Source organism: Hydrogenophaga sp. L310, from assembly GCF_055703065.1.
The window spans coordinates 1-16,927 of record NZ_JBVPZA010000010.1 but is presented as its reverse complement, the minus strand read 5'-3'; the positions used below and the strand labels follow the sequence as shown (position 1 = coordinate 16,927).

At 61.0% G+C, this 16,927-nt stretch carries 14 protein-coding genes; 12 read left to right on the top strand and 2 right to left on the bottom strand.

Translation table 11 applies throughout. The features are described 5' to 3' along the window. Positions 1–6 precede the first annotated feature (6 nt). The 6 genes from narH to AC0GNO_RS16420 all read left to right on the top strand — a co-directional run bounded on the left by narH (position 7) and on the right by AC0GNO_RS16420 (position 7,215). Positions 7–1,539: a nitrate reductase subunit beta gene (gene narH / locus AC0GNO_RS16445; protein WP_305723376.1), complete on the top strand. Its 1,533-nt coding sequence runs from the start codon at positions 7–9 to the stop codon at positions 1,537–1,539. A 1-nt stretch (position 1,540) separates the two neighbouring features. Next, positions 1,541–2,242, top strand: a complete 702-nt coding sequence (gene narJ / locus AC0GNO_RS16440) for a nitrate reductase molybdenum cofactor assembly chaperone (protein ID WP_472904722.1) — start codon at positions 1,541–1,543, stop codon at positions 2,240–2,242. After that, entirely contained in the window at positions 2,239–2,952 is a 714-nt protein-coding gene (narI, locus tag AC0GNO_RS16435; RefSeq protein ID WP_472904721.1) for a respiratory nitrate reductase subunit gamma, read from the top strand. The genes narJ and narI overlap by 4 nt, the downstream gene beginning before the upstream one ends. A gap of 28 nt (positions 2,953–2,980) precedes the next feature. Continuing rightward, positions 2,981–3,814 (top strand): peptidylprolyl isomerase, encoded by an 834-nt coding sequence (locus AC0GNO_RS16430; protein WP_472904720.1) that lies wholly within the window; start codon positions 2,981–2,983, stop codon positions 3,812–3,814. 9 nt (positions 3,815–3,823) lie between these two features. After that, positions 3,824–4,501, top strand: coding sequence for a carbonic anhydrase (locus tag AC0GNO_RS16425; protein ID WP_472904719.1), 678 nt, complete (start codon positions 3,824–3,826; stop codon positions 4,499–4,501). 272 nt (positions 4,502–4,773) lie between these two features. Continuing rightward, positions 4,774–7,215 (top strand): adenosylcobalamin-dependent ribonucleoside-diphosphate reductase, encoded by a 2,442-nt coding sequence (locus tag AC0GNO_RS16420; RefSeq protein ID WP_472904718.1) that lies wholly within the window; start codon positions 4,774–4,776, stop codon positions 7,213–7,215. A gap of 162 nt (positions 7,216–7,377) precedes the next feature. On the opposite strand, the gene AC0GNO_RS16415 is transcribed toward AC0GNO_RS16420, so the two are convergent. Next, a complete protein-coding gene (locus tag AC0GNO_RS16415; protein WP_472904717.1) occupies positions 7,378–8,286 on the bottom strand; it encodes a hypothetical protein in 909 nt (302 codons plus the stop codon). A 331-nt stretch (positions 8,287–8,617) separates the two neighbouring features. Between AC0GNO_RS16415 and AC0GNO_RS16410 the strand changes: the two genes are divergently transcribed. The 5 genes from AC0GNO_RS16410 to AC0GNO_RS16390 are packed head-to-tail and all read left to right on the top strand — an operon-like array spanning position 8,618 to position 14,532. Then, positions 8,618–9,352: a hypothetical protein gene (locus AC0GNO_RS16410; RefSeq protein ID WP_472904716.1), complete on the top strand. Its 735-nt coding sequence runs from the start codon at positions 8,618–8,620 to the stop codon at positions 9,350–9,352. Beyond that, a complete protein-coding gene (locus tag AC0GNO_RS16405; RefSeq protein WP_472904715.1) occupies positions 9,349–9,552 on the top strand; it encodes a hypothetical protein in 204 nt (67 codons plus the stop codon). The genes AC0GNO_RS16410 and AC0GNO_RS16405 overlap by 4 nt, the downstream gene beginning before the upstream one ends. Further along, positions 9,530–11,656, top strand: coding sequence for a Mu transposase C-terminal domain-containing protein (locus AC0GNO_RS16400; protein ID WP_472904714.1), 2,127 nt, complete (start codon positions 9,530–9,532; stop codon positions 11,654–11,656). Before AC0GNO_RS16405 ends, AC0GNO_RS16400 begins: the two co-directional genes overlap by 23 nt. Before the next feature lie 8 nt (positions 11,657–11,664). Continuing rightward, positions 11,665–12,687, top strand: a complete 1,023-nt coding sequence (locus AC0GNO_RS16395) for a TniB family NTP-binding protein (RefSeq protein WP_472904713.1) — start codon at positions 11,665–11,667, stop codon at positions 12,685–12,687. Beyond that, entirely contained in the window at positions 12,688–14,532 is a 1,845-nt protein-coding gene (locus AC0GNO_RS16390; RefSeq protein ID WP_472904712.1) for a TniQ family protein, read from the top strand. A 353-nt stretch (positions 14,533–14,885) separates the two neighbouring features. On the opposite strand, the gene AC0GNO_RS16385 is transcribed toward AC0GNO_RS16390, so the two are convergent. Beyond that, positions 14,886–15,530: a hypothetical protein gene (locus tag AC0GNO_RS16385; RefSeq protein ID WP_472904711.1), complete on the bottom strand. Its 645-nt coding sequence runs from the start codon at positions 15,528–15,530 to the stop codon at positions 14,886–14,888. 156 nt (positions 15,531–15,686) lie between these two features. Between AC0GNO_RS16385 and AC0GNO_RS16380 the strand changes: the two genes are divergently transcribed. Beyond that, positions 15,687–16,888, top strand: a protein-coding gene (locus AC0GNO_RS16380; protein ID WP_472903721.1) for an IS3 family transposase whose coding sequence is annotated in 2 segments (ribosomal slippage) — positions 15,687–15,957 and positions 15,957–16,888 — 1,203 coding nt in all. Because the reading frame shifts where the segments join, the coding sequence is not laid out codon by codon here. Positions 16,889–16,927 lie beyond the last annotated feature (39 nt).

Below are 16,927 nucleotides of genomic sequence, written 5' to 3'. Positions count from 1 at the left end.
TCAAACATGAAAATACGCGCTCAAATCGGCATGGTGCTCAACCTGGACAAGTGCATCGGCTGCCACACCTGTTCGGTCACCTGCAAGAACGTCTGGACCAGCCGCCCCGGGGTGGAATACGCCTGGTTCAACAACGTCGAGACCAAGCCCGGCATCGGTTACCCCAAGGAATGGGAGAACCAGGACAAGTGGAACGGGGGCTGGGTCCGCAAGGCCGACGGTTCCATCGTGCCCAAGCAGGGTGGCAAGTGGTCGCTGCTGATGAAGATCTTCAGCAACCCCAACCTGCCGCAGATTGACGACTACTACGAGCCCTTCACCTTCGACTACGACCACCTGCAGTCGGCGCCGGAGATGAAGCACGCGCCCACCGCCCGGCCGCGCTCGCTGATCACCGGCAAGCGCATGGAGAAGATCGAGTGGGGCCCGAACTGGGAGGAGATCCTCGGCGGCGAGTTCAGCAAGCGCAGCAAGGACGCGAACCTGGACGGTTTCGAGCAGGCCCAGAAAGACATGATGGGTCAGTTCGAGAACACCTTCATGATGTACCTGCCGCGCCTGTGCGAGCACTGCCTGAACCCGGCCTGCGTGGCCTCGTGTCCCTCGGGCTCGATCTACAAGCGCGAGGAAGACGGCATCGTGCTGATCGACCAGGACAAGTGCCGCGGCTGGCGCATGTGCGTGAGTGGCTGCCCCTACAAGAAGATCTACTACAACTGGAAGAGCGGCAAGGCCGAGAAATGCATCTTCTGCTACCCGCGCATTGAAGCCGGTCAGCCGACGGTGTGTTCGGAAACCTGTGTCGGCCGCATCCGTTACCTCGGCGTGCTGCTGTACGACGCCGACCGCATCGCCGAGGCCGCGAGCACGCCCAACGAGATCGACCTGTACCAGGCCCAGCTCGACCTGTTCCTGGATCCGAACGATCCCAAGGTGATCGAGCAGGCGCGCATCGACGGCATTCCCGACGCCTGGATGGCCGCGGCCCGCCAGAGTCCGGTCTACAAGATGGCGGTGGAATGGAAGGTGGCCCTGCCGCTGCACCCCGAATACCGCACCCTGCCCATGGTCTGGTACGTGCCACCGCTCTCGCCCATCACCGCCTCGGCCAACGCCGGCATGCTGAGCCAGAACGGCGAGATCCCGGACGTGTCGCAGCTGCGCATTCCGGTCAAGTACCTGGCCAACCTGCTGACCGCCGGTGACACCGGCCCGGTGGTGCGAGCGCTCGAACGCATGCTGGCCATGCGCTCCTACCAGCGCACCAAACACGTGGACGGCCTGGTCAACCAGGAGGTGCTCGACCAGGTGGGCCTGACCGCCCGCGAGGTGGAAGAGATGTACCGCTACATGGCGATCGCGAACTACGAGGACCGTTTCGTGATCCCGACCACGCACCGCGAGTACGCCGAAAACACCTTCAACGTGAAGGGCGGCTGCGGCTTCAGTTTCGGCAACGGTTGCTCCGAAGGCCAGACCGAGACCAGCCTGTTCGGTTCTGAAAAGAAGCGCACCATCCCGATCAAGCTGGGAGCATGAGATGAGCCTGTTTTCTTCCTCCCCTGTGCAGGCCCGCCTCACGCTGCGCGTGCTGGCGCACCTGCTGCGCTACCCCGACGCGGCGTTCCGCGCGCACACCGCCGAGCTGCAGCAGGCGCTGCGCACCGAGGCGGCTTTGCCGGCCGCGCGGCTGGCCGAACTCGACGCGCTGCTCAGGCACCTGGGCACCCAGCCGGCACTGGAGATCGAGTCCGAGTACGTCGAGCTGTTCGACCGCGGCCGCCGCACCGCGCTGCACCTGTTCGAACATGTGCACGGCGATTCGCGCGACCGCGGACCGGCCATGATCGACCTGATCCAGACCTACGAAAAAGCGGGCCTGTTTCTGGGCCCGAACGAGCTGCCCGATTACCTGCCGGTGGTGCTGGAATTCGCGTCCACCCAGCCGCCGCCGCAGGCGCGTGAGTTCATGGGCGAGATCGCGCACATCGTGCGCGTGATCTTCAGTGCGCTGGCCGGTCGCCAGAGCCCTTACGCCAGCGTGCTGGCCGCCGTGCTGGAGCTGGCGGGCGAAAAGGCCGAAGCGGTGGCCGTGGCGCCCGAGCCGGAAATGGACGAGAGCTGGGCCGAGCCCGAGGTGTTTGGTGGTTGCTCCACCGAAGGCCAGGCCAAGCCCAACCAGCCCCAGCCCATCCAGATCGTCAGAAAGTCACCCCAACCTTCCCAAGGAGCGCAGGCATGAACACGCTGCACAACTTCCTCTTCAACGTCTACCCCTACGTCTGCCTGTCGGTGTTCCTCATGGGCAGCCTGGCGCGTTTCGACCGCGACCAGTACACCTGGAAAAGCGACTCGTCGCAGCTGCTGCGCAAGCGCCAGCTGCGCTGGGGCAGCAACCTGTTTCACATCGGCATCCTGTTTTTGTTCGGTGGTCACACCGTGGGCCTGCTCACGCCCCACTTCATCTACGAGCCCTTCATCAGTCCGGGCGACAAGCAGATGGTGGCCGTGGTGGCCGGCGGTATCGCTGGTGTGATCTGCTTCATCGGCCTGACCATGCTGCTGCACCGCCGCATTTTTGACGACCGCATCCGCCTCACCAGCCACCGCACCGACCTGTTCATCCTGGTCATCCTCTGGGTGCAGCTGGTGCTGGGTCTGATCACGCTGCCGTTCTCTTACGGGCACAGCGACGGCTCGGTCATGCTGGTGCTGTCCGACTGGGCGCAGCGCATCGTCACCTTCCGCCCCGACGCGGCTGGCCTGGTGGCGCTGGACTGGCCCTACAAGGTGCACCTGGTGCTCGGCATGACGATCTTCCTGCTCTTTCCCTTCTCGCGCCTGGTGCACGTGTGGAGCGGCTTCGGCACGCTGGCCTATGTGTTCCGCCCCTACCAGGTGGTGCGCAGCCGCAAGCTGGGCCTGAACGCCGACACCACGCGCCAACGCTGAGCGGCCCACCATGAACCAGGACACCACCATGAGCCCCTCTTCCACTGTGGGTTGCGGCAGCAGCAGCTGCGCCTGCGCCGATCTGGCCCAACCGCAGGTGGCCAGCATCAACGGCATCGCCCTGCACGAACCCGATGAAGTGCTCGATGCCCAGACCCTGCGCGAGCGCGCCTACACCGAGCTGCTGATGCAGGAAGCGGTGAAACAGGGCCTGCTGCCGCGTTTCCGGGGGCTGGTCGCGCAACAGCCGGACGAGGCGCAGCGCCAGGTCATCGAGACCATGCTCGACCAGGCCGTGACCTCGCCCGACCCCACCGAAGAGGAATGCCGCCGTCACTACGAGGCGCAGAAGAACAGGCTGATCGTCGGGCAGGCGCTGCATGTGCGGCACATCCTGTTTGCGGTGACGCCGGGCGTGAACGTGCACGCGCTGTCGCAGCGCGCCGAGACCGCGTTGCTGGAACTGTCGCGCAAGGACGTGCCCGCGGGGCGCTTCGCGCAACTGGCCGCCGAGCTGTCGAACTGCCCCTCGGGCGCCCAGGGTGGCGATCTGGGCTGGGTGACGCCGGAAGCCTGCGCCCCCGAGCTGGCGAACGAGCTGTTCTTCCAGACCGATTCGCGCTGGGGCATGGGCGTGCATCCGCGCCTGGTGCACACGCGTTTCGGCCTGCACATCATCGAGGTGCTGGGCCGCAAGAAAGGCCAGTTGCCCGAGTTCGAACAGGTGCGCGACCAGATCGCCAGCCGGCTCGCGCTGCAGTCGCGCAGCACCGCGCTGCGCCAGTACATGCAGTTGCTGGTGGGGCAGGCGCAGGTCGAAGGGATCGAGCTCGAAGGCGCCGACTCACCCTTGGTGCAGTGATGGCCCGCCATGCCTGACGACCTGCTGCTGCGCCTGCGCGATTTCCACTCGGACTATTTCCCGCTGCACCAGCAGCGGTTTCAGGATCTGGTGGCGCAGGGGCAGCACCCCAAGACGCTGTTCATCGGCTGTTCCGATTCGCGCCTGGTGCCCTACCTGCTGACGGGCGCGGCGCCGGGCGAGCTGTTCCTGGTGCGCAACGTGGGCGCCTTCGTGCCGCCCTATGACCAGTCGCACGGACTTCACGGCACCATGGCCGCGATCGAGTTCGCCGTGCTGAGCCTGAAGGTGGAACGCATCATCGTCTGCGGCCACAGCCATTGCGGTGCCATCCGCACCGCCTACGAAGGCGCGCCCGAGGAGGCGGTGGCGCTCAAGGCCTGGCTCAAGCTGGCCGACGAGGCCCTGCTGCCGGTCCAGCCCAGCGCCGAAGCGCTGCGCCGCACCGAGCAGCGCGCGGTGGTGCTGCAGCTGGAGCGGCTGATGGATTACCCCATGGTGCGCCGCGCCGCGGAGGCGGGTCAGCTGTCGCTGCACGGCTGGCATTACGTGATCGAGGAGGGGGAAGTCCACGTTTTTGACGCCGAACAAGGTGCCTTTGTGCCGGCCTCGTTAGCCTCCCACAGCGGCACGGGGCCCTATCCGCCTTATGTCGAACACGACGGGCAAATTCTTTCTGATGGATGAATTGAGGCATATGGAGGGCGGATTGCCTGTTCATGAGGCAGTTGCCGGGCGCGGGCGGGCCGGGGCACCCGGGTGCCACCGCCGATTTCGCCGGGAAAAGGGACGGGCATCGGATGCGTGGTCGCTGAACCGGCGCGGCTCAGGGCAAAATGCAGGGTGGTTTTCACCCGTCCGGTCGTTCACCGCCCACACGACGGCATGCCCGACCTGAGCCACCCTGCCACCACCCCGCAGCCTGGCCGTCCACTCCCCTTTCTCCATCAAACAACGAGATGAAACGCGACAACACCATGCGTCCCCAGGACCTGACCGCCACCCAACCCATCAGCCAGGACGTGCTGGCCGAAAAATACCTCAAACCCGGCGAGACCGGCCTCGAAGACCTCTACCGCCGCGTGGCGCGGGCGCTGGCTTCGGTGGAAAAAGAGGCCGAGCGCGCCGAATGGGAGCAGCGCTTCCTGGACAACCTGCACGCCGGCGCCATCGGCGCGGGCCGCATCATGAGCGCCGCCGGCACCGACATCCAGGCCACCCTGATCAACTGCTTCGTGCAGCCGGTGGGCGACGCCATCCAGGGCGTGGACGCCGAGGGTTACCCCGGCATCTACGAAGCGCTGCGCGAAGCCGCCGAGACCATGCGCCGCGGCGGCGGTGTGGGTTATGACTTCTCGCGCATCCGCCCCAAGGGCGCCGAGGTCAAGGGCACGCATTCCATGGCGTCCGGCCCCTGCAGCTACATCAACGTGTTCGACCAGAGCTGCTCCACCGTGGAGAGCGCGGGCGCACGCCGCGGTGCGCAGATGGGCGTGCTGCGCATCGACCACCCGGATGTGATGGAGTTCATCACCGCCAAGCGCACGCCGGGTCGCTGGAACAACTTCAACGTCTCGGTCGGCGTGAGCGATGCCTTCATGGAAGCCGTGGGCAGCGACCAGCCCTGGGAGCTGGTGCACAAGGCCCGCCCCGGCAAGACGCTGCTCGACAAGGGCGCCTACCAGCGCGGTGATGGCCTGTGGGTCTACCAGACGCTGGCCGCCACCGAGCTGTGGGACACCATCATGAAGTCGGCCTACGACTTTGCCGAACCCGGCATCCTGTTCCTCGACAAGATCGGCACCGACAACAACCTGCACTACTGCGAAACCATCGCGGCGACCAACCCCTGTGGCGAACAGCCCTTGCCGCCCTACGGCTGCTGCGACCTCGGCCCCATCATCCTCACGCGTTTCGTCAAGAACCCGTTTGGCTTTGGCGGTGTGCCGGTGTTCGATTTCGAATCGTTCGAGCAGGCCGTGGCGATGCAGGTGCGTGCGCTCGACAACGTGCTCGACGTGACCTTCTGGCCGCTGGAGCAGCAGCGCGCTGAAAGCGCCGCCAAGCGCCGCATCGGCGTCGGCTTCACCGGCATGGGCAATGCCCTGGCCATGCTCTGCGTGCGCTACGACCGCGAAGAAGGCCGCGCCATGGCGGCCCAGATCGCCGAGCGCATGCGCAACGCCGCCTACCTCGCTTCGGTCGAGCTGGGCAAGGAAAAGGGCGTGTTCCCCAAGTTCGACGCCGAGGGCTACCTGGCCCCTGGCACCTTCGCCAGCCGCCTGCCCGAGGCGATCAAGAAGGCCATCCGCAAAAACGGCCTGCGCAACAGCCACCTGCTCTCGATCGCGCCCACCGGCACAGTCAGTCTGGCCTTTGCCGACAACGCCTCCAACGGCATCGAACCGCCGTTCTCCTGGATGTACCGCCGCAAGAAGCGCGAGGCCGATGGCAGCACCAGCGAGTACGCGGTGGAAGACCACGCCTGGCGCCTGTACCGCGAACTCGGGGGTGACGTGGACCAGCTGCCCGACTACTTCGTCAACGCGCTGGCCATGAGCGCGGGCGAACACATCGCCATGATGGAAGCGGTGCAGCCCTTCGTGGACACCGCCATTTCCAAGACGGTCAACGTCGCGGCCGACTACCCCTTCCAGGACTTCAAGAGCCTGTACCAGAAGGCCTGGCGCGCCAACCTCAAGGGCATGGCCACCTACCGGCCCAACAGCATCCTCGGCTCGGTGCTCGACACCGGCAGCGCCGCGACCGACGCCAAGGCCGATGCGGCCCCGGCGCCCGCAGCGCCCGTGGACCCGATGCGCACCGTGATCGAGAGTCGCCCCAAGGGTGCCCTCTCGGCCGTGGCCGACAAGATCGAGTACTGGACGCAGGAAGGCCACAAGACGCTGTACATCGTGGTCTCCTTCCTGCCGGTGCCCGCGGCCGAAGGCAATGGCACGGTGGAACGCGCCATCGAGTTCTTCATGCCCGTTGGCCAGAGCGGTGAATCGCAGCAGTGGATCACCTCCACCATGCGCATGCTCTCGCTGGCCGCGCGCGGCGGCTTCCTGGGGCGTGCGTTGTCCGACATGCGCAAGGTCGCCTGGGACCGCGGCCCCGTGCGCCTGGGCACGTACCAGAAGGCCGATGGCACGCACGTGCCGATGTGGCACGACTCCGAAGTCGCTGCCATCGCCTATGCGCTGCAGAACATCATCGCGCGCCGCGCCCAGCTGGGTGTGGTGGCGGCTGCCCCGGCGCCGGCCATGCCTGAACTCACCGGCATGCCCTCGGGCGTGATGGCCGGCAAAAAGTGCCCGGAGTGCGGTGCACACGCCATGATCCGAAAGGATGGCTGCGATTACTGCACCTCCTGCGGCCATCTCGGCACCTGCGGATGAGCACCGTCCGGCCGTTCCGAAGGCGCTCATGTGGGTGCCACCATAAGCTGCAAGTTTGTCAACATAAGCTGCAAGTTTGACCGGTGAAACCTGCAAGTTTGTCCGCTCCCATCGACCCCTGAGATTCAGTTGAATCTCAGGGGTCGCTTTTTTGCAAAACGTCTAGACAGCGGCATCGAAACCCGGCTGACCCACGCCTCGTCCGACCAACACTCGCCTTTCCCAAGCGCTACGACCAGCTGCAACACGCTCAGTTTGCGTGTCAAGGTTTAGCTCGGGGTGGGGAACCCGCACAGCGCCAAAGCATTGCACGATGTACTCCTCAATTCTTGGTTGCAAGACCGCAAGATCGAGGGCAGCTGTGGGGTGACTTGCAGCTCGAAGCGCCTGCTGCAATGACAAATCGTAGCCAATCAAATTGCCCAGAGCCTCCCAACGGCGAAGCTGTAGCAGCATCGTGGTCATGACTGCCCGGTCGGGTTGATGGCCAAGATAGTTGACGAAATACTCACATTCGTCCTCCATGGCACTGGCTCGCATAGTGATCATCCAAGCGGCTGTAGGTGGAATGGCAGTCAAGGGCTCACCTAGCTGTTCAAGATGAATTGTCCCCAGCATGTGTGCCAAGTCATGCCACTCGACGTGATCGATTGGTCGCGGATCGAGCAGCCTCCATATAGGAAGGGTAAGAAGCTGGCCAGAAGATGGAGCAAGGGCGACCATACGATCAAACCAGCGCTCGGTCCGCAGATCCTTTTTGCCTGACGGCGCAAGCTGTTTGCTCACCGCAGGCTGGCCAAGACTTGCCATGCGGTCGCACAGTTTGGGACGATCCGCAGGAAAAACTACACCCGGGAGTCCCTTCATCAACAGCTCTTCAAGGGCGTAGGGAGAGGGCGATCCGGTTGCCTTCATGACATCGTTCAAGAACGCAACCGTCTGAAGCCGCTCGCATGCACGGCGTGCGTCGCGCTGGGACCAAGGCTTGGCAGATGAACGCTCTGCGAGGCGCAAGACTGTCTGGTCTGACTTGCAGAAAGCAGCATTGGTAAAGACTGGAATGGAAAACACGTGCGTTTTTTTAGCCTAGTACGGCAGCGGCCTGCCAGATAACGTTCGGGCTTCCGCAAGAAGACGAATGAACCACGCCAACCTCAATGCATATCGGCTTCCCAACGTAAAGCTAGCGGGCCGACGTCACTGACGTAAATGGATCGCACCATTGGTATTTCAGGCCGCACAGCGTGCACTCTGCCAAAGGAAGCCTGTGGGTCAGTTGAATGGTGACCCAGTCGGGGTCTGTATCAGCCAAGCGAGGCAGCACCGCGCTTGATTTACGCACATGGGATGACGATTTGTGGCCGGGGTTGGGCCTGCTCTGAAGCAGCAGTAATCCAATGTTATGTCAAAAGCAATACAAACTAAAGAAAATCGACGGCTCAATGTTTCCGATGCCATCCTGGCCATCCGCTACCCCAAAGACGGCAAGATCCGCTCGCGGAAAGTCATTTCAAGATCAAAGGCCTCCAGTTCCGGCAAGTACCCAAGCTGGAAGATGGGGCGAATGCTCCAGTGGGAGTCTCCACACGAACTGAATGCATTCAGGCTGCTCGATGCAAACCCAGCGGTCGCACGGTTCGAAGAGCAGCCGTTGGTGGTGAGCTTTGTCCTTGATGGCATTGAGCACGACCACTACCCGGACATAGAAGTACAGGTGAACGGCGTCAAGGAACTCTGGGAAGTCAAGACTCAAGCTGATGCCAGCCGCCCCGAAGTTTCCCGTCGTACTGAACTGATGACCAAGGCGCTGCCCACACACGGCTACAAGTACCGTGTCGCGATCGCCGAAGAACTGACGGCGTCTCCCCGATTGCAAAACGCGCTGACGATGCTGCGGTCCGGGCGCGGTGATATTCACGTCGTTGAGCGCGAGCGCCTGCGCCTGATTCTGAAACACACGCAAAAGCTAACTTGGAGCGACGTCTTGGCTGGTGCGCTTGGTGTCAAAAGCAAGGCCCATGCGTGTCGACTCATTCTGGAAGGCGCGCTTTACTTTGACATGGGAAAAGCACTTGAACAGAGCACCGTGATCGGGATCACCGGGGCGGGCTCTAGCCACCGAGGTGTCTTCGAATGAGTGCATTTTCTCTGACCTCACCGCGGCATTTCGGTGGTGACCCTGATGGTGGGGAAAGCCTGATTTCAACCGTATCAGCTGTGTTCGCCAAGCAAGCGCATCAGGCGCGTACCGCACCGGTCCAAGTCTCAATCCAGATGAACCGGCATCCGAGAGCGATCGCGAAGCTCGCTTTCCATGTCATGCCTGGGAGAAAATGAAATGGGGACAGCTGCTTTCCAAAAAAATACCGCCTTGCGCATCAACGGCAGGGAAATGCTGATGCTGCGAAAGGTCAGCGATGACCTGTGGCAACTAGAAGAAACCAAGACAAAGCGAATCCAGGAAAAGACTGACGCCGAGCTTCGCGCCCTGTATGTCGCGGGAGCGCTCGAATTCAATCATGCGGAAGCTGGTGAAGAAGATCAAAGCGAACGGAGGTTTGGAAAACCGATCTTCAGTGTGCCGGCCCCCTTAATGGAGGATGCCAAGGTGCGCAGGGCTTATGCCATTGCAGCGATGGATGGTCCCGCCACCGAGGGAGCGCTCCGTTCCGCGGCCTTGGCCGTCTGGACCAAGCTCGGCAAGCCCGAGAGAGCGCCGCATTGGACAACGGTTTACCGCTGGCGCAAGCAACTCATCAATTCAGGTCGGGACATTCATGGCGTGGTTGCCAAGGTCACAAAGCGTGGCAACCGAAACCGGCGGTATCCGCGAGAAGTACTGGCAGTCATTGAGCAGGCAATTGACACCGTGTACCTGACACGTGAGAAGAGGTCGATCCAGGACGTCCTCGACAAGGCGAAAGTTGAGATCAATCGCGAAAACAGGCTTCGGCCTGTGGATTTGCAACTACCTCACCCGACACTGCGCCTTGTTGGGGGAATGATCAGCGAGGTTCCTGCGTTCGATCGCAGCGTTGCGAGAGAAGGGCGCGAAGTAGCAGTGCGCCGCTTCAGATCTGTACTCGGGCATCGTACAACTGAGGTGCCGCTGCAACGCGCAGAGATTGACCACACCTTGATGGACCTGATGGTCATCGATGACAAGTCGAGGTTGCCGCTGGGTCGCCCGTACCTTACGGTATGCGTTGACGACTACACCCGCTGCATCCTTGGCATCAACATTGGCTTTGAGCCACCGAACTTTTTGACTGTTGCCAGGTGCTTGAAGAACGCCTTCATGCCCAAAAGCGATCTCAACGCGTTGTACCCCGAAGTGCTCGGAAGCTGGGACGCGCACGGAGTGATGCGGGAGCTGTCAATGGACAACGGCGCCGAGTTCCACAGCCTGAGCCTTGAAGAGGGCTGCTACTCACTCGGCATTGAAATCCACTATTCACCACGCAAGACTCCCTGGTTCAAGGGCAAGGTCGAACGATTTCAGGGGACCCTGAACCGTGAGGTTGCGCATATTGCCCCGGGGACCACCTTTTCAGACATCTTTGAAAAAGACGACTATGACCCTATCAAACATGCGGTGGTGAGCTTGGGCACGTTGCAACACATCGTCAGAAAGTGGATCGTGGACGTGTATCACGAGCGAGTACACCGAAGCCTGAAAATGCCGCCGATCGTCATGTGGAGGTCAAGCATCAATGCCGAAGACATCCAGCTGCCCGACGATCCTGAAAAACTCGACGCGATTCTAGGCCGCCGCGAGCAGCGCAGGTTGACTCACAAGGGAATTGAATTCGAAGGCTTGTTCTACAACTCGCCCGACATGACCACCCTGCGCATGCAGCTCGGCGAAAAACTGGACGTCGAGATATGTGTCGACGATGGCGATATCGGCAAGATTGTGGTGCTGTCGCCCGACAAAAAGCGGATGTTCAAGGTGCCTGCATTGGCACAAGTTTATGCCGCGGGAATGACTGCATGGCAGCACAAACTCTGTAAGCGCTACGCTGCCAAGCAGGCAAAAAGGTATGACTCCACTGCCTGGCTGCAGGCCAAAGAGCAAATCGCGCAAATGATCCGTGACGAGTTCGCGCAAAAAAAGGCGAAAGCCAAGACTCGCGCACGTCTCGCGAGGTATGTCGATGGCGGCGAAGCATCCCCAGCAACAACTCTTGTGGTGCCGGGAAACCCCGATGTCCACCCTGCGGGAGCGACGGCGCATGGCGCCGATCAGATTCACCAGTCCGACACTCCTCCCACAAAGCACGCCACGATAGTCACGCCTGCGAAAGCTCTCGAGCTGCCGCCGCCCGTAGTGGCGATAGCCACACCGCCGGCGTTCCAGCAACCAGATGCGCCATCGCGACGGTTTGCGCCGGTGATTCGGCAACGCAATCACCACTCCAACAACCACGTTCCTGATTGAGTAGTTACATGGAAGAAGCCCGCTTCGTCGTAGAGTCCACGCTCGTTCCGCACACCGCTTTCGAGAGCGCAATTCAGCGGATCAAACAGTGCTTGGCATACAGCTTGAAGTCACCCGAACCCATTTGCTTGGCCCTGGTGGGCGAGTCGCGCACCGGGAAGAGCCGTGTCCTCGAGGAGACCGAACTTTTGATGCCGCGTAGTCGCACAGCAGAAGGCGCTGTGGTTCCAATTCTTCGAGTGACCGCTCCTTCACGGCCAACTGTGAAAGGTGTGGCTGGACTGTTGCTCAAGTCTTTGGGTGATCCGAAATGGGAGTCAGGTACGGAGATCAACCGAACAGGGCGTCTCGAAGACCAACTGAGGTTGTCCGGGACATTGATGATCATGATCGATGAGTTTCAGCATTTCTTCGACAAAGGCACGCAGAAAATCTTCTACGATGCTGCCGATTGGCTCAAGACCCTCGTTGACCAGACAAAGGTAACGCTCGTGGTCAGTGGGTTGGAAAGCTGTTTGCCTGTGCTTTGTCGGAATGAGCAGCTCTCTGGACGGTTTCTAGCGCCGATCTACATGCGGCGGTTCAATTGGTTGGATGAAGCGAGCAGGGAAGACTTCATGTCGATCTTGGAAGCGTTCAACGAGTCCATTTCGCAGAACTTCACGATGCCAAAACTGAACAGTCCAGAAATGGCCTTTCGATTCTGGTGTGCCTCAGGGGGGCTAATGGGTCACCTCACCAAACTTCTTCGGCAGGCAGTCTGGGATGCTTGGGATGTGGGAATATCTTCAATTTCTCTTGAGGGATTTGAGCAGGCTCACAAGACTTCTATATGGGCTGAATCCGGCGTTGTAATTGTCGACTCGCCCTTTGCACGTGCGTTCAGTTTCGACGTGACACAGGAGAAGATTGCGATGGCGCTGGCCGTCGGTGTGCGGGAGGTGGAAACCGAACCGAATCATCGGAAGCGGGTAAGGTCAAGGACAAATGCAGTTGCACTGAGCCAGGTGCTCACGGCACGAGGCGCTTAGATGGTACGCACGCTGCTGCTGAGAACACCAGATCCCATGCCACATGAGGGCATATTTGGCTACGTGCTCCGAGTCTCCGAAGCAAATGGCTACGACACGTCATGGCATGTCTTTCGGCATGCCGGCTATGAGCAAGGCGAGATGCAGACCGCCGGGTTTGATGTGCAAAAACTGGCCTCGATTCTGAACAAGGCCCCCAGCCTGCTGGCCCCTCACGCCTACAGCGGCCTCACCCACGATGGTCTTTCTGAGTACAGGCTAAACGGCCATCCGATCGGCAGAGGACTCAATTTGGCACCACTTCGTTTGAAGAGACCTGCCATTTGTCCTGCGTGTGTCAAGGAGAGCGGATTCGCCGATGTCTGCTGGGACGCAACTGCATTCGTGGCTTGTCCTGCGCACGGTACACATTTGCTCCACTGCTGCCCCGCTTGTAGCTCGCCGCTTCGATGGCTCAGGCCGGGCCTTTTGACGTGCAGCTGCGGCGCATCTCTGGCCGATGCAGTGACCGAGCCCGCGACACCAGCAACGATTGCGTTGATGGCAATTCTGCGCAAAAAGATTCGAGGCGATGCAGTTTCGGAATTCAACATGACCGACGGCGGCCTCCCCGCAGAGCAGCTACTGTGCGTACCCTTGGGATCGCTGCTCCGCGTACTTGCGCTTTTGGAAAAAATGAACAAGGAAGTGGGCCAATCACGTGGTGGAACATGGCCAGCATCTGACGCGTTTGCAGAATGGCCGCTCGGATTCCATCGTTATCTGCGCCGAATGGCCAATGATGGGATTGCTTCGAACGTGCAGGCCATTGGCTTGCGGAAAAAATTCGAAACGCTGTTCGGTGCACTTTTCAAAAGAAGAGATCGGATACAGGGAATCGAGTTCATCCGCGAGGAGTTCGTCCGTTTCGGTCTAGACGAGTGGGGCGGGGCTGTCGTGGACAACAAGCTCCTTCGGTCAGAACCTGACAAGCAACGCTTCGTCTCCGAAGTCACGTTAGCGACGCGCCTAGGCGTCCGTCCCATCACCGTTCGTAATTGGACTGCCCGAGGCTTTATCCAGTCGAAGACGGTTCAAGCTGGCAAGAGTTTCCGCTATGTCGCAGATGCTTCGGTTGTGGATCAGACTCCGAGACGGAGCGAAGAGCGCCTCCAAGCTCGCGCGGCCGGGAAGCTCTCAGGGTTGCCGGTGAGCGTACTCCAGCAGTTGAAGCGCTCTGGCCACTACTCAAGCAACCCTATTGCAAATGGTCGTATGGGCTACTGGCCAGATGATCTGAAGGCACTTACCGAACGGTTGATCGGGATTGCCAGAAAACCAACTAATGGAGTCCAAGGCCCCAGCTCTGAAGGTGAAGAGCTCATATCATTGGATCGAATTCTGGCACTCAAAAAGCTTGGGGAAGTTCGATCCAAAGGTATTTTCTTGGGTGAGGTTTTGGACGGGAGGATTGTGCCCAGTGCAAAGTCGGGTCGTACGCTGGGCTCGTTAATGTTTGACCTCGCCGACGTTGAATCTTTCAGGATTCGACAAGCCGTTGATTCAGCTCGCCACTTCATCTCGGCCAAGGCTGCGGGTAGTTTGGTCGGTACACACGCTGACGTTGTGACCGCCCTAGTGGCTGCTGGACATGTAGTTCGTTCTGCCAAGCACATCAACGGCATATGCCGGAGGTCTGTCGAGAACTTCTTGAGTCAATGGCGACCGCTCTGCACGTTGGCAAATGAACTTGGTACTTCCACTCCAGCTCTCTTGGCCCATGCGGAGCGCCTGGGTATAAGCGTTATGAAGGTGGCACGCGCTGCAGGATTTGAAACTTCCTTCGTCACCCTGGAGGATATTTAGTCACTTCGCACGGATCCCCGTGTGCGCCCCAGCGCACGTTCGCGTAGAGGGAAGATCCTTAAGGGGGCCAAACCGCCGCAGCCATTCGGGGCACTTGCCGACGGGCGCGAAGCGATCCCAGGTGTTGTCCTTCGGAGGTCTCATTCAAGCGTCTCAGTCCAGCGTTGAAATGACTTTGACGCTGGATGCTCTGCAGTGCAGGGACTGCAGACAACAGCGATGGGACGATGCGGCTGGAAGCAGGCACTCGCAACGGTCTTCTCACGACGTGTTGGTCTGTGAAAGATTGCTCCGATGTGTTGCGATCTCCTAACTTTAGCCAGGAGTAAACGGAGAGCAATTGGCTGAACGAACTAGCTGGCCGCCCCTGGCACTTGAACCACTACGGGCACGGCTGCTGCCTCGATTTGCTGTGAGACCTGCACATAAAGATCCTGCTCGACCGTCGGTGCTTCGATCGAAATTAGCAAGCTGTATCGTGCCAAGCGGTTGAATCGCTGGTGCGATGTGCGGTTTCGCCACCAGCCCATCGCAGGAAACACCGCCAACTGGCCGCGGTTTGCCAAATCGACCGCAGTTCCCGTCCAGCTGTCAGACAATAAAGACCCGCGTGCACGCAGCTTTTCACCAATGGTCCAGCCTGCATCCCCACCGGCTGCGGCGCCTGGTAAGCCCTGTTCGTCTGCTGCGGCCTGAGCGTTGATGCGCTGTCGGAATGCAGCCTCGTTTTCGAGAGGCCGGCGTACCGCGAAGCGCAACGCGTGAGACTGGTAGGCATACTTATCGATACCTCCGCGCTCGCCCGGGTTGGGCTCGATGAAGTACGACAGCGTTACACGCAACGTGACGGGCTCATTGCCCAGTGCCATCAACATGTCGGTCGGCCATGGAAGGTCATGAAGATGCATTTCCCGGGTCTTCACCCCATCTTTGGTCTTGTAGTACGGCTGAAACTGATCCTGCACGACCATCGTCAGTGAGTTGCTCGCGCTGTACATGGCCCGCTCCAGGCTCGGCACGCCGTAGCCACAGTGGCGCAACAGGCTCCTCAGAGTTTGCTTGGTTCGCACGCCACCGGGCGTGTAGGTGTTGACCTTGCCCCTGAAAAGTGGAGTTCTTAGTCCTTGTTGAAAATACCGACAAGGAGTCAAGGAATGACAGCAGCAAAGCAGGTGCGTGCGCAGTACACGCAGGAGTTCAAGTTGGAGGCGGTCCGTCAGGTGAGCGCCGGTCAGGCCATTGCTGTGGTGGCCAAGGTGTTGGGGATCCCCAAGGCCAGTCTGGGCAATTGGGTTCGCCAGGCAGCCAAAGGCGCGTTGAGCGGCGCTGGGGGCGATAACAAGGCCGTGGGGGTCTCGCCCGAGCAGATGGAGATAGCGCGTTTGCGAGCGGAAGTTGCGCGCCTGAGGATGGAGCGCGACATCGCAAAAAAAGCCGCGGCGTACTTCGCGCAGGACACGCTGCGAGGTACGCCTGGATTCACCAAATGAGGCAGCAGTACCCGGTGAGCGTCTCCTGCGGCGTGCTGGAGGTCAGCGCCAGCGGCTACTTCAACTGGCTGCGCCGCCCACAGGACATCGCTGGCAGGCCCGGCGGGCGCCACAGCGACGAAGCACTGCTGGCACACATCCGCGCCATCCACGCCGAGGTCAAGGGGGAATACGGCTGGCCTCGGATGCACAAGGAACTGCTGGCCAGGGGCATCCGGGTGGGCAAGGACAGGGTGCGCAAGTTGATGCAGCAGCACGGTATCCGTGCCAGAACCAAGCGCAAGTTTGTGGTCACCACCGACAGCCGCCACAGTCTGCCGGTGGCACCAGACCTGGTGCAGCGGCGCTTTACCCCCGAGGCACCCAACCAGCTGTGGAGTGGAGACATCACCTACATCGCCACCGACGAGGGCTGGCTGTACCTGGCTGCGGTCATCGACCTGTTCAGCCGTCAGGTGGTGGGCTGGAGCCTGCAGCCGCACATGCAGGCGGGCCTGGTCAAGGACGCGCTGGCCATGGCGTGGTGGCGGCGGCGCCCGCCGACTGGTCTGATATTCCACAGCGACAGGGGCAGCCAGTATTGCAGCGGCGAATTCCAGGATGCTTTGAAAGACTGGAAGATGCGTTCCTCGATGAGCAGGAAGGGCAACTGCTGGGACAACGCGCCGACCGAGAGCTTCTGGGGCCGCCTGAAAACGGCCAGCGTGCATGGGCACAAGTTCGCCACGCGAGAGCAGGCCAAACAGGCTGTGATGGACTGGATGGCTTTCTACAATCACCGCCGGCTTCATTCCTCGCTGGGCTACCTCAGCCCGATGCAGTTCGAGCAACGCTGGTACGAGGCACAGCGCAAAAAGGCCGCGTAATCGTCGGGCTAAGAGCTACACCAAACGAGGGCAAGGTCA